The following is a 12,894-nucleotide window of genomic DNA, read 5'->3' as shown; positions in this document are numbered from 1 at the left end:
CATCGGCTGACCAAGCCCTACCATCCTTGGACGAACGGCCAGGCCGAGCGGATGAATCGAACCATCAAGGACGCCACCGTCAAGGTCTACCATTATGACGACCTGGAAAGTCTCAAGGCCCATGTCCTGGCCTTCGTCACTGCTTACAACTTCGCCAAACACCTCAAGGCGCTCCGATGGCGAACGCCCTATCAAGCAATCTGCAACGCCTGGACAAGGGACCCGTCAATCTTCAAAATCAATCCGCACCATCTCATTCCGGGACCACACACCTAGAGCCTTCGGGGCTAAATTGAAGCGTTCTGCCGGAACCACACCTCAGTCGCGCACGACCGTCCAGTTGTCGTCGGGGTTGAACTCCTTGATCGCCGCGGCGCGCTGCTCGGTCTCGGGCCCCAGATCTCGCTGGTAGACGATGTTGGAACCGTTGACGACGAAGGTCTGAGCCCCGGTCACGTGATACTTGACCGGCCAGGCGATCAACGCAAAACCGCCCGTCATGTTGCCATTGACGATATAGCTCTGCTTTCCACCGATCACGTTGGGGCCCTGGGCCGTCAGGATGCGATAGCGGTAGCCATAGTAGCCTTCGCCGCGCTTCACCTTACTGAAGGCGGCCGTTTCGATCAGGGGCCCCGCCGGGCTTTCTTCATCAAAGGCACCGGGCTCCCAGTAGAGGCCGTCGCGTTGTCCCGGGGTGCTGATCAGCTTCTGCGCAAATTCGAAAAGTCCGTCCTCGTCCTCGTCGATTTGCGCGTAGGCGTATTGGGCGTTCACATAGTCATGCATCGTCTGGATTGTCGCCAGTTCGCTCTGACCGACGCGGCGGTTGACGATCTCCTGCAAACCGACCTCGGTATCGAATGCCCATTTGCCGTCCTTGTTCTTCGACAGAGGAAAGGGCAGCGGCCACATGACGTCGCCAATCAGAACCACCTTGCGATCATGGAGGTCCTGCAATTGCAGTTGGCGCAACGCGCCCTCGCGGATCGTTTCATAGCTTAGCATCGCCTCCTTGCTGGATCGCAGTTTGGCCGCGTCCAGACCGAGAAGGCTCGCGAGGCCATCGATATCATTGGCGCTCAACACCGTCTTGAACCGCTCAAGCGCCGCCGATGGGTCATCGAATGACGGCGGCGTACCGGCCACGAATTCCTGAAGATTCGTCTGAATCTGCGACATCGACGGGGCCGCCCACGCCAGGGAGAGAGCCGTTCCGAGCAACAGCGGAATCAACGTAAACTGTGGTCTCATGGTTTATCTCCGGAAATCTGAACAGCTGGACACCCTATCACCGACCGCCGCCGCGACCGCCACCTCCACGCCCCCCGCCGCCACGGCCGCCGCCGCCGTGTGGTATCGGGCGCGAGCGTTGAGCGGAGGGACGTGGACCACCCCGTTGCCCGCCTCCCATGCTCTGTCCGCCTCGCTGGGAAGCCACCGCTTCACGCCGGCCGGACTGCACGTTGCCGAGGGCGCTCGGTTGGCGCGAACGGTTGTCGGGCCGCGCCGCCATCTTCGGTGCGCTTGGCTTCTTGACTGCCGGCTTTGATGGACGGTTGGCAGCATTGCCCGGTCGATTGGCGGCATTTCCTGGACGGGCATCCACGCGATTGCCCAGATCGCCCGGGCGGGCATCCGGACGCGCCCCACCCGGCCGGTTGGCGACAGCATCGCCTGCCCTCGGATTTGCCCTCAGGCCCTCCGCAGTGCTCTTTCGAATATCGTCAGCACGTGTGCTGACATTTCTGGCTCCTTGTCCGCGGTTCGCCTGCCGGTCGCTGACCTTGTTCTTGAGCTGGTTGCGGTTGTCGGACTGCAGGCTGGATTTGATCGCCGAACGATCGATGTTGGCGAGCTGATCCCTGTCGATATTCAGCTTGCTGCGATCGACCTTGGTCCAGTCGACGTCGTTCCATTTGACCTTGCCGTTGAAATTTCGGTCGTTAAAGCAGTTGTTGCAGTCGATATCGACATCGCCGCCCCAATTGCCGCCCCAAACGCCCCAATCGTCCCAATTGACGATGGCAGCCCAGGCGACGCCCGTCACCGCGGCAGCAAAGAACCCGGCACCCGGATAATAGTAGCTGTCGTAAGAATTGGGATAGTAGGAGATCGGAGCGGCCGTATAGCCTGGCTCATAGAGCATTTCGGGTGGATATTGAGGGATATAGACCTTCTCGGGATTGGTCGGTCGTATGACGACGTTCTCGTTCTCAGTCACGACCGTGATCTTGTCGTCGGTCTTGATGACGTTCTTCGCCACCGCTTCGTCGCGAAGCTGCTGAATGGCGATCAGTACATCCTTTTGCTGGTTTGTAAGCGCGTCACCCAGCGATTGAGTCCAATCGAGATCGTCGCTCATCATCTTGACGATATCTGGATAGTTGAGGAGCGAGATGACACTTCCATCCCAATCATCCTTCGGCTTGAGATCGGCGTCTTTCTTCTTGGCCTCCAGGAAACGCTGAGCCTCGATGACCTGCACCGGAAACAGTGAAGCCGCCGAGATCGCCGCCACGAGCTCGTCCGGATAGAGGGCGATGCGTGCCACAAGCACTTCAAGCTCATTCTCGGAAAGCAGAGCGGCCTCCGGCGCCGTCGTCTCTGTCGAGGCGAGTTTCTGTGTTGGGGTCGCGGTCTGTGAATACGCTGGCGGGCCGGGATGCATCGAAATGATTGCCAGCGCAGAAAGCCCCGCAAGCAATCTCAAATATATTGCTTTCACCACGCAACGACCTCCTCTGAATCAAAACAAATTTTGTGTAAGTGCCTCACGGAGATTTTGGTCTGGTGTCCGAAGGCCGCCTAAGCATCACGATTTTCGATTGTGCGAGCGCCTCACCCATTTCCTTCAAAAGGGCTTCAACCAGTGCGGCATATTCTTGCCGCCGCGCTTCGCGCACGCTTTCGGGAAGGCGCTCGATATGCGTCAAGGTTTCCACCGCGATTGCCAGATCCTCGCACATGCTGTGAAACGCGTCGCTCCCGTAAAAGAGCCGCTGCACCAGCTGCGCCTGGCCAGGAAAGTGCGCCTCGGCCCTTTCGAGAACCGACAAAGGTGTAGAATTGCTATCTCCCGAAACCATCCCCGCCCCGCTGTCAAATGCGTTAAGCAGAGTTGCATCATATAGCGTCAGCCCGGAATGGCGGCGTAACTTACGCGATCCTACGTTCGGCGGAGTTTTCCCTTATGCGCCTGTCGCTCCTGCCATCCTCCATCGATCTGCTACGGCGACCATCCAAGATCATCTTCAGCAGCTGCACCTTTCGTCAGACCAATAGAGGATACGTGATGCTACGGGTCTTTGCGCCAAAGTGGGTCTAGTATCCGCAGGTCGACAGCAAGCGAACGGGCGGCCAGACCAAGCCGAAGAGGCGGCCAGACCAAACCGAAAAGGAGGAACGGTGTTTCTCGACTATTTTGCACTGGGAGTGTTGCTCTTCGTCGCAGTCACTCTGTTCTATGCAGTGATCGCGATCCACGACATCCCACACCTGATCGCCAAGGCCAGGAACCATCCGCACCAGGACGCCATCCACGTTGCCGGATGGGTGAGCCTGTTCACGCTGCACGTCATCTGGCCCTTCCTTTTCATCTGGGCCACCCTTTACCGCGAGGATCGCGGTTGGGGCATCCGGACGGATGGCAAGCTATCCCCAGAAGCCGAAGCCAACGCTGAAATTGCCCGTCTCCACGCACGGATCGCGGAACTCGAGGCTCCAATGGCAGAGAGGGAGAAGGTCTGATGGAATTACTCCTGATGCTGACCTACGCGGCTTTTTGCTTCGCGATCTTCAAGTTGTTCAGAATTCCAGTGAACCAGTGGTCGCTTGCGACGGCTGTCCTAGGCGGCATATTCATCATTGCCGGGCTGGTGCTGCTCATGAGCTACAACCATCCCTATTCCAGCGATGGGCGCATTTATTTTACCTCGGCTCCGGTCATCCCGGTCGTGGGCGGCCAGGTCGTAGAGGTGCCGGTCACGCCAAACGCTCCGTTGAAGAAAGGCGATGTTCTCTTCAGGATCGATCCTCGCCCCTATCAATATGCCGTCGATCAGAAAACGGCGTCGCTTGCCGAAGCCAAGCAGACCGTCCTGCAGTTGAAGGCTGCTCTCGATGCCGCCAATTCGGCCGTAACAGGTGCGGAAGCATCTAGGGACCGCTCGCTGCAGGCCTTCGAAAAGTTCCAGGCATCGAATGAAAACGCAAAATCCAGCGGCAGAGGTGCCGTCTACTCCGAACTCGAAGTCGAGAACCGGCGCGGCATCTACCTGACGGCCGAGGCCGCCGTCGATACAGCCCGTGCTCAGGCGGCGCAAGCAAGGCTCGCCTACGAGTCCGAGATCAACGGAACGAATCCCACGGTCGCGCGGCTGGAGGCAGAGTTGGCGAACGCGCAATACGAGCTCGACCAGACGACCGTGCGCGCACCGAGCGACGGATACGTGACGCAGGTTTTCCTACGTCCCGGCATGATGGCGAATCCCCTGCCCTTGCGGCCGGTGATGGTCTTCATCAACAGCGAGGACCGGTACCTCGCTGCCGCCTTCATTCAGAATTCGCTCCAGCGCGTGCGGGTTGGCGACGAGGCCGAGGTGGCGTTCAAGGCCGTCCCCGGCAAGATCTTCAAGGCGCGCGTCCGGGAAGTCATCGATGTGATGGCGCAAGGCCAGTTGCAGCCAGGCGGCGCGCTGATCGACCCGCAATCGCCCGAACGGCTGTCGCCGGGGCAGACACTGGCGGGTATCGAAATACTGGAGAGCACCGACGGGTATCAACTGCCCGGCGGTGTGGTCGCCGAGGTCGCGGTCTACACACATTACTGGCACCACGTCGCTCTCCTCCGAAAGGTCCTGCTACGCATGAGCAGCTGGATGAACTACGTCTTCCTCGAACACTGAACGCATCAACAATTTCCGGTCGTTGCCTGGATGCGGCGGCCGGACAAGCTTGGAGATCAACCACGAGAGAGCAGAGGGAGCCCGAGTTGATAGGCAGCTTACCAATGTTGCGGGGCCTGGCCGGTTTCAAGAAAGACTGGCTTCGTAGCGATATCCCTGCCGGGTTGTCGATCGCCGCGGTGGGTTTGCCGAGCGCCATTGCCTATCCGGCGATTGCTGGCCTGCCTCCAGAGACCGGCATCTATGCCAGCATCGTTGGGCCGATCGCCTACGCACTTTTCGGCCCTTCCCGGCTCTTGGTCGTCGGCCCCGATGCCGCAACGATGACGGTGCTTGCGGCTGCGATGACCGTTATCATCGCGGCCGATCCGGCTGCTGCCAACATTGACCGGGTTGCCATCGCATCGGCGCTCGCCCTTGGCGTCGGCGTCTTTTGCATCGCCGCAAAACTGCTGCGCCTCGGCGTCCTCGCGAGCTTCCTGTCGCGCCCGATCCTGGTGGGCTTCTTTGCCGGCGTGTCGCTTTCCATCCTCGTCGGGCAGATCAGCCGCTTCACTGGTGTAAAGATTGAGTCGGATGGTCTCCTTGCGCCGGTCGCCGAAATTCTTGGCAAGGCCGCCTTGATCCACTGGCCGTCGCTTCTCTTCGGTCTCTCCATGTTTGCGCTGCTTTGGATCGTCAAGGCGTTCCACCTCAAGATTCCGGGTCCTGTGCTCGTGGTTGTTATTTCCGTCATTCTCTCGGCGCTTTTCGACTTCCAGGGACGTGGCATGGCTGTCGTGGGCAATATCCCAAGCGGCTTCCCGAGCTTTTCCCTGCCGGCAATCCATCAGATGCCACTCGATAAGCTTGTGCTTGGTTCGGCCGCGATCTTTCTGGTGAGCTTCGGCGCCGGCATCGTGACCGCGCGAAGCTTCGGATCGCGCACTGGTGAAAACGTCAATGCGAACCAGGAACTGATCGGTCTCGGCGCGGCCAACATCGCGCCCGGCCTGTTCGGTTCCTTTCCCATCAGCATGTCGGACTCGAGAACCGCGATAAACCTCTCCACGGGCGGCGTCTCCCAGCTGGCGGGACTGGTCTCAGCTGCCACGCTGATCGCCGCTCTTGTATTCCTCCACAGCGCTCTGCGGATCCTGCCGATCCCCGCGCTCGCAGCCATCCTTGCAAGCGCCGCCATCAGCCTCATCGATGTTCAGGAACTCAAGAAGATCTGGCACATCAGCCGCATGGAATTCGTCTTTGCGCTGATCGCCATGTGGGGCGCAATCAGCTTCGGCGTCCTCAACGGCGTGGTCGTTGCCGTTGCCGCAACCTTCGTCTACCTCCTGCGCAAGACGATGTTTCCGCGTGACAGCCTCCTTGGTCACATTGCCGGACGGCACGGCTTCTTCGAGCTCGCCCGCTTCCCGGAAGCGCGCCCCGTCGAAGGCGCTGCCGTCTTCGCCATCCAGGGCAACATCCTGTTCTATAACGCCGACTATGTCCGCATGCGTCTGACGGAGGTTGCCAGAGAGCTTGCTCCCGGAACCAAGTGCTTCGTTCTCGACGCCGGTGCCATCACGCACGTGGATAGCACAGGTGCGCTCGCACTCGACGCTGTGGCCGATGACTTGGCCAAGCGGGACATCGTCTTTGCCATTGCCGACGTCAGCGAGGAGAGTCGCGGCATCCTGGAGCGTGCCGGGTTCATCAAGAAGATCGGCGCCCACAATCTTTTCAATGGTCGGGAAGAGGCCCTGCGCGCGCTCATGGGCAATGTCGCAGGGAATGCGCGTTAAACAATGGAGGGAACGATGGACGAAGCATACGATCCGAAGCAAGAGGTTCCAGCGGAACGCAAGGGCAAGCATAAGAAAGCCAAGTCCTGGGACTACGACAAGGAAATCAAGCGACTGCAGATCGAACTGGCGAATCTGCAGGCATGGGTAAAGAAGTCGGGCGCCCGGATTGTCATCATCTTCGAAGGCCGTGACGCCGCCGGCAAGGGTGGGATGATTAAGCGGATAACGGAAAAGGTCAGCCCGCGTGTATTCCGCGTCGTCGCCTTACCCGCTCCCACCGATCGCGAGAAAACCCAGATCTACATGCAGCGCTATATTGCGCATTTGCCGGCAGCCGGCGAGGTCGTGATCTTCGACCGCAGTTGGTACAACCGCGCCGGCGTTGACCGCGTCATGGGCTTCGCCAGCGAGAAGAAGGCTCAGCGCTTCCTGGAACTTGCGCCCCGCTTCGAGGCGGCCATCGTCGAAAGCGGCGTTATTCTGCTGAAGTATTTCCTGACCGTCAGCGAGGAAGAACAGGAACGCCGCTTCAAGCGGCGCATCGACGATCCGGTTCGGCAGTGGAAACTCAGCCCCATGGACGTCGAGTCCTACCAGCGCTGGTGGGACTACACGCGAGCCTATGACGAGATGCTGCGGATGACGGACAGCAACCACGCGCCGTGGTGGCTCGTGCCTTCCGACGACAAGGAGCGCGCCCGGATAAACTGCATCTCCCATATCCTGCAGTCGATCCCCTACGAGCGGGTAAAGTTCGACGCACCGGATCTTGGCAAACGACAGAAGCGGCCATCGAACTATGTCGAGGATCAGAGCGTCAGGCATGTTGTGCCGGAGACGACTCGATGACGCCTGATCCGTTCAGGCATGCACTGTGGAAAACCGTGGAATAGGCTACGCGATGCAGCAACAGAAGAGCGGGACCGCGGCAGAAGCCGGTCCCGCGCAGATTTCGGTAGAGGCACGGGTCAGCGACTTGGTGCGGATCGGCATCATTGGACTATTCGCCTATTGGAGCCTGCAGCTGATTGCGCCATTCGCGCTGATCGTCATCTGGTCCGCGATCCTCGCGGTAGCGCTCTTTCCGATGTTCACCGGTCTGTCCAGACTTCTAGGAGATCGGCCCAAGCTTTCGGCCACCATTATTGTCATAGCGTGCCTTGTGCTCATAATCGCGCCATTGGCGCTTGTCGCGGTCAATTTCGCCGATGCAATCCTGGCTCTCGTGGCGCAATTGAAGTCCGACAATTTCACCTTGCCCGCGGCTCCTGAGGCTATACGTGGTTGGCCAGTGGTCGGCGAGCGCCTTTACGCCGGCTGGAACCAGGTCGCCGGCAATCTCGCGGCAGCAATCATGAAATTCCAGGCGCCTCTCCGCGAGGTCATGGGAGTCATCATCGCCAAATTTGCAGCAATCGGCGGTGGGGTGCTGAGCTTCGTCGCGTCGGTCATTCTCTCCGGCATCTTCCTCACCATGTCCCCCCGCCTTGCAGCAACGATTCAGGTATTGGCGGGCCGCATCGGCGGAGAGAGGGGGGTTGGCTTTGCGCGGCTGGCGGGATCAACGGTTCGCAACGTCTCGCGCGGCGTCATCGGCGTAGCCTTGCTTCAGACGCTCCTATGCGGCCTGTGCTTTGCCTTCTTCGATATTCCGGCGCGCGGAGCCCTGACTTTTGCCGTGTTCATGCTTTGCCTGATGCAGCTTGGCCCTGGCCTCGTTCTTATCCCGGCCATCATCTGGGCATGGTTCTCCTGGCCTGCATCGATGGCCTTTGCCTTCACTGTCGTGGCGATCCCGATCACGGTCGTGGACAACGTGCTGAAGCCGATCTTGATGTCCCGAGGGCTTTCAACTCCGATGCCGGTAATCCTCATCGGCGTCATCGGCGGAACTCTCTCGCATGGCCTGCTCGGCCTGTTTCTGGGGCCAATCGTGCTCAGTGTCTTTTACGAACTGCTGCGCGCCTGGGCTTGGCCATCAGAGACATTGCCCGGGGCTACGGCTGCCCCGGCGATGGCAGAGAACACCGGCACGGATTGAATTTTATCCAACGCTGCACCTATCGATCGGTTTGATGGACTGTTCTAGGCCAAAACCAGTGACCCAAATCGGACTGCACCGCGCTCAACCGGCGGGTAACCATTTGAAGGTGTATCGTATGTAGCGGTTGCAGCCACCGGCAGTTCTGAGCTAATACTATATTCAGCTAAAATATTTGCGTGATCTCGTTAGGGCGTCATCATGAGCAGCGCAATAGCCAAGCCCTCGAAGCCGACGGCCGAGGAAATCTACGACCAACTTGAACGGATACTGGCGAGCGAAGAATTCCATTCGCCGGAGCGGGGCCGCAAGTTTCTGCAATTCATCATAAGCGAAGCCTTGGCAGGCCGATCGGAATTCCTGAAGGCCTTCACAATCGCCAATGAGGTCTTTGGTCGCCAGGTCAATTTCGACGCCCAGAACGATCCTGTCGTCAGGATCGAAGCAGGCCGAGTCCGCCGAGCACTTGAACGCTACTACCTCATCGCCGGCCAAGCGGACGAGGTAACGATTACGATCCCCAAGGGTGGGTACAGGCCGTGCTTCGAATATGCTCACAACGTTCCGACACCGTCGCTCGCGGCGCCGCAGTTTGATCTCGCGCCAGCGATCGAGCGTCACCGTGACACCGGGCCGCTTCACAGCCTCGGCCAATCTTTCGGCCGCCCTCAATTATCGACCACGCTGACGCTCGGCACCGCCCTTTTGCTCGCGGCAGCTTCGCTTTATATCGTCCTTCCACAGGCATTGTCGGGGTGGCACCAAAATCCCTCAGGCGCCTCGCCGACAGAAGCGGCCGAACCCAGAGTCATTGTCGAGTCCTTTGAGGATGAGGGTTCCGCAAATGCTGCTTCCGACATCGCGCGTGGCCTGAGGGACGAGATTATCGGCAAGCTAGCAAAGTTCGATGACATCGTCGTTGTCGCGGATGCGTCGAAGGCCGAACAACCGAGCCCGAATGCTTATGGTTTGCAAGGCAATGTCCAACTCGACGGGCCAAGATTGCGGCTTGTCGCCCGGCTCGTGCGCCAATCCGACGGTGCAGTGATTTGGGCGAACAATTACGACGCGGACCTTCGCGCGCAAAGCAAGCTCGAGATCCTGACCGGCGCCGCTGAAGAGATCGCCAGCACTGTCGCGGAACCATATGGTGCGGTTTTTCAAGCCGACACCGACGCACTTGCCCGGCATCCGCAGAGCGGAGATGCGGACGCCTATGCCTGCAGATTGGCTTACTATAGCTACCGTAGGTCGATGAATGCCCAGACGCACAACACGGCGCGCGACTGTCTGCAACGAGCGACAGAGCTGTTTCCGAAAAGCGCTGCCTCCTGGGCGCTTCTGTCCCTCACCTACCTGGACGAGATGAGGTTTCGTTATAAGCTCGGCACATCCTCAACGGACGAGACGCTGGAATTAGCCGCCAGCGCGGCGGAGCGGGCAGCCTCGCTTGCCCCAAACGATGCGCGTGTCCTTGAGGCTCTCATGCAGGTGAGCTTTTTCAGAAATGATGTCGACAAAGCCCTTCAGGCGGGTGCGGCAGCCTATGCCATGAACCCCAATGATACCGAGGTCGCGGGGGAATACGGGTTGCGGCTGGCCATGTCGGGGAAATGGCAGTCAGGCTGCGAGCTGATTTCGAGCGCCGTCAACAAGAATGCGGGCCCGAGGGGATACTACGAAGTGGGCATGGCATTGTGTGCCCTGATGAGGAATGACGTCGGGGCCGCGGAACTGTGGTCTCGCATGTCCGACCTGGAATACAATCCCACGCATCACCTCGTGCTCCTTGCTATTCTTGGCACGGCCGGGAAAACGGCTGACGCCAGGCAGGAACGGGAATGGCTGAATGCCCATGCATCCGGATTGATGAAGAACATCCGCAAGGAGGTTTCCTTGCGTCTGCAGCGCCCGGAAGATCAGGAAGCATTTTTCAAAGGTCTACGAGCCGCAGGTGTCGCAATCGAACCCGCCGCGGACACCGGTAAATAAGTTCGACGCTGCAGCATCTGTGGCATCTGCACTCTCTATATGGAAGGAGGCTGACCCTACTGCCTCCGAGATATCGCATCCGCGATCAGCCGGGCGATTTCATCCTGCACGTCAAGAATGCGTCCTTCGTCAAGGTTTCTGTCATAGGCGCCTGTCCAGACAACGGTTCCGTCGGCTCGATCAACCAGCCGGATTTGGACATGCAACCGCTTATCCTCGGTGCCCACGCTGCCCTGGATGGAGAGTGACGGTTGGTTTGGCGCCGCGATATGCGCCTTCGGCCCAGGCGTCCTGACAGCGATTGATTTGACCTTCGTCAGTTCCACAATGACGCCATCCGTCAGACTCTTGGCGATGCCGGCGTCGCCATTGTCCCGACCTATGCCGACCAAAGGCTCCACGACGATCTGCGGCCGCATCTCATCTCCCGCAGGCAAAGGTGTGCCCGACGAAGGGTTCAGTGAAGCAACCAGTTCTTGGAGCGGCCGCATCAGCACCAACATGCCCATGGCGGCGATGACAAGCAGGACACCAACCGGCAGGATAAAATCCCGGTAGGCAAGCGGACGTTTATGTTGCGCCACCGGCGCCTCCTGCACGTCGACATCTTTTCCCGGCGAATGACGTCCTGACGCAATCTCTGACTGGCTTGCGGTGAAACTCGGTACGTATCCACCCTTGGGTATGGCGATGTGTATGGAATCGCTTTGCCCGACCACGAGGTAGTATCGCTCCAGGGCGCGGCGAATACGCCCTGTTTCGATACGAACGACCGGATCGTTTTGGGCATCAAAGGAAGCATCTCGGCCGAAGACCGCCTGCGCAATGGTGTAAGCCTTCAGATTCTCTGATCGTCCCGCCAGTGCTTCATCGACGACATATGCAAGAAATCTCCGACTACGCTCCGGAACCTGAAACTCGGCGCTCGACAAGATGCGATCAAGCTGATCACGAACCCTTTCGGGTTCCAGTGACAGATCATCGCCTTGTCCGCCCCGCGAACTCATGGCTCCCTCCCGTAAACATATCGCTCTCACAAGCGCTCAAGGCGACGTATAGGGCTTGCGACCCGACCGGTCGCTCTGTCTCGCAGACTGTGCCGCGACGAACTTAAGACTCTCAGCTGCCTGTCGACGGGGTAAACGTCGTGTAGATCCCCAATGCTCTGGGGCTTCATTTTGGAATGATATGGAATCCATAGATGCGATAGCAAGTCGGGAACAACCACACACTCCCGAGTACTTGAAATCGCGGCGACCAGCGGCAAGGCCGATCACTTTCACAAGCAGACCCTGCGCTCCGCACTCGAGCCCAGGCTGGTCAGAAGTCTTGTCATCAAGGAGATTCGCGCCCGGTTATTGTCTGGGCTTTTTGGGTTCCCGCAGACCCCGGCTCGTCAAACCCTCAACTGGCGGGCTGAGCTCGGCACGTCTGACACTTCGCCACCAAGGATGCGGTCAGCAAACGACAGGTTGGAAACCCCGTAGCGCTTCAATAGCTCAGCGTCTTCATTGGCGCGAAACTCGGCCTGGTGCGAGGGTGACGAGAAATACTTCCCAATCAAAATCGGCAGACGAATGCTTCTCAGGTTCCTTTGCTGGAAACATGTTCCAGAACAACGCATCGCCGATCGACTTGATGATGGAACCATCGGCAAAGTCGCTCGGATAATAGTTCCCGATTGCCTTGGAATTCCAAAGCGTTGCCGGGCCGAATGTGCCACGTTCCCCGGTGCCCGATCCGAGTCTAAGGCGATCACGCGGCTTCGGGGGCCAGTCCGGCTCGTATTCGGATGCGGTCAGAATCGGGGCTTTGAAAGGCTCTTCAAGATGTGAGTTGTCAAAGCATACCAGCCATTCGCCTCCGAGCAGCACTGCGGAGGAGGCGCACGCGGTGCCGACCAACAACTCGACTGTATTCGTAGCCAGCCGGTCGTCGAGATTGAGGTTCTAAGCGAGAGGCCTGCGTCCGCTGACGACCGTGCAGTCCCCGGTCACTGGGAGGGCGATCTTATCGGTGGGTCGAAGAACAGTTACATCGCGACGCTGGTCGAGCGTCACTCGCGCTACGTCATGCTGATCAAGGTCGCCAATAAGGATACCGAAAGCGTAGTTTCTGCGCTGATAAAGCAGTCACAGAAACTGCCGGGCGAACTCTACAAATCATTGAC

11 protein-coding genes and 1 pseudogene are annotated in these 12,894 nt (G+C 59.2%); 8 read left to right on the top strand and 4 right to left on the bottom strand.

Annotated features, from left to right (window positions below):
* On the top strand, nucleotides 1–276 hold a 276-nt coding region (locus AF71_RS30730), incomplete at its 5' end, for an integrase core domain-containing protein (RefSeq protein ID WP_169679077.1).
* A 42-nt stretch (nucleotides 277–318) separates the two neighbouring features.
* Here AF71_RS30730 and AF71_RS30725 read toward each other — a convergent pair.
* Genes AF71_RS30725 through AF71_RS30715 form a run of 3 tightly spaced genes read right to left on the bottom strand, consistent with a single transcriptional unit; the run spans nucleotide 319 to nucleotide 3,089 of the window.
* Nucleotides 319–1,254 (bottom strand): DUF2950 family protein, encoded by a 936-nt coding sequence (locus tag AF71_RS30725; protein WP_169684469.1) that lies wholly within the window; start codon nucleotides 1,252–1,254, stop codon nucleotides 319–321.
* A 37-nt stretch (nucleotides 1,255–1,291) separates the two neighbouring features.
* Nucleotides 1,292–2,728, bottom strand: coding sequence for a DUF3300 domain-containing protein (locus AF71_RS30720; RefSeq protein WP_169684470.1), 1,437 nt, complete (start codon nucleotides 2,726–2,728; stop codon nucleotides 1,292–1,294).
* Between the two features lie 46 nt (nucleotides 2,729–2,774).
* Nucleotides 2,775–3,089 carry a hypothetical protein gene (locus AF71_RS30715; protein WP_026371697.1) on the bottom strand — a complete coding sequence of 105 codons (315 nt, stop codon included), beginning with the start codon at nucleotides 3,087–3,089 and terminating at the stop codon, nucleotides 2,775–2,777.
* A 319-nt stretch (nucleotides 3,090–3,408) separates the two neighbouring features.
* Between AF71_RS30715 and AF71_RS30710 the strand changes: the two genes are divergently transcribed.
* The 6 genes from AF71_RS30710 to AF71_RS30685 all read left to right on the top strand — a co-directional run bounded on the left by AF71_RS30710 (nucleotide 3,409) and on the right by AF71_RS30685 (nucleotide 10,724).
* A complete protein-coding gene (locus tag AF71_RS30710; RefSeq protein ID WP_169684467.1) occupies nucleotides 3,409–3,750 on the top strand; it encodes a DUF3302 domain-containing protein in 342 nt (113 codons plus the stop codon).
* Nucleotides 3,750–4,907, top strand: coding sequence for an HlyD family secretion protein (locus tag AF71_RS30705; RefSeq protein ID WP_018856448.1), 1,158 nt, complete (start codon nucleotides 3,750–3,752; stop codon nucleotides 4,905–4,907). The genes AF71_RS30710 and AF71_RS30705 overlap by 1 nt, the downstream gene beginning before the upstream one ends.
* A gap of 104 nt (nucleotides 4,908–5,011) precedes the next feature.
* Entirely contained in the window at nucleotides 5,012–6,688 is a 1,677-nt protein-coding gene (locus AF71_RS30700) for a SulP family inorganic anion transporter (protein WP_246733905.1), read from the top strand.
* Nucleotides 6,689–6,703: 15 nt separating this feature from the next.
* Nucleotides 6,704–7,540, top strand: a complete 837-nt coding sequence (gene ppk2, locus AF71_RS30695) for a polyphosphate kinase 2 (RefSeq protein ID WP_025658822.1) — start codon at nucleotides 6,704–6,706, stop codon at nucleotides 7,538–7,540.
* Between the two features lie 52 nt (nucleotides 7,541–7,592).
* On the top strand, nucleotides 7,593–8,732 hold the full coding sequence (locus AF71_RS30690; RefSeq protein WP_018856445.1) for an AI-2E family transporter: 1,140 nt from the start codon (nucleotides 7,593–7,595) through the stop codon (nucleotides 8,730–8,732).
* Between the two features lie 201 nt (nucleotides 8,733–8,933).
* The gene (locus tag AF71_RS30685; RefSeq protein ID WP_169684464.1) at nucleotides 8,934–10,724 is read left to right on the top strand and encodes a hypothetical protein; all 1,791 of its coding nucleotides are present in this window, start codon (nucleotides 8,934–8,936) and stop codon (nucleotides 10,722–10,724) included.
* Between the two features lie 56 nt (nucleotides 10,725–10,780).
* Here the strand turns inward: AF71_RS30685 and AF71_RS30680 are convergent, their stop codons facing one another.
* Complete coding sequence (locus tag AF71_RS30680) at nucleotides 10,781–11,731, bottom strand: hypothetical protein (RefSeq protein ID WP_018856443.1); 951 nt, start codon at nucleotides 11,729–11,731, stop codon at nucleotides 10,781–10,783.
* A gap of 942 nt (nucleotides 11,732–12,673) precedes the next feature.
* On the opposite strand from AF71_RS30680, the pseudogene AF71_RS30675 reads away from it, so the two are divergent.
* Nucleotides 12,674–12,894, top strand: a pseudogene (locus tag AF71_RS30675) (IS30 family transposase); the annotation flags it as partial.

Origin of the sequence: Rhizobium sp. 57MFTsu3.2, from assembly GCF_012932765.1 — a bacterium.
Lineage (GTDB): Bacteria > Pseudomonadota > Alphaproteobacteria > Rhizobiales > Rhizobiaceae > Rhizobium > Rhizobium altiplani.
The sequence above is the reverse complement of the archived record's forward strand: the minus strand, read 5'-3'. Positions and strand labels throughout refer to the sequence as shown.

What these genes read in the sequence shown, in the direction of transcription:
- AF71_RS30725 (WP_169684469.1), bottom strand. Translation starts at nt 1,254, where the DNA reads ATGAGACCACAGTTTACGTTGATTCCGCTGTTGCTCGGAACGGCTCTC.
- AF71_RS30715 (WP_026371697.1), bottom strand. Translation starts at nt 3,089, where the DNA reads ATGGTTTCGGGAGATAGCAATTCTACACCTTTGTCGGTTCTCGAAAGG.
- AF71_RS30705 (WP_018856448.1), top strand. Translation starts at nt 3,750, where the DNA reads ATGGAATTACTCCTGATGCTGACCTACGCGGCTTTTTGCTTCGCGATC.
- AF71_RS30700 (WP_246733905.1), top strand. Translation starts at nt 5,012, where the DNA reads ATGTTGCGGGGCCTGGCCGGTTTCAAGAAAGACTGGCTTCGTAGCGAT.
- ppk2 (WP_025658822.1), top strand. Translation starts at nt 6,704, where the DNA reads ATGGACGAAGCATACGATCCGAAGCAAGAGGTTCCAGCGGAACGCAAG.
- AF71_RS30690 (WP_018856445.1), top strand. Translation starts at nt 7,593, where the DNA reads ATGCAGCAACAGAAGAGCGGGACCGCGGCAGAAGCCGGTCCCGCGCAG.
- AF71_RS30685 (WP_169684464.1), top strand. Translation starts at nt 8,934, where the DNA reads ATGAGCAGCGCAATAGCCAAGCCCTCGAAGCCGACGGCCGAGGAAATC.
- AF71_RS30680 (WP_018856443.1), bottom strand. Translation starts at nt 11,731, where the DNA reads ATGAGTTCGCGGGGCGGACAAGGCGATGATCTGTCACTGGAACCCGAA.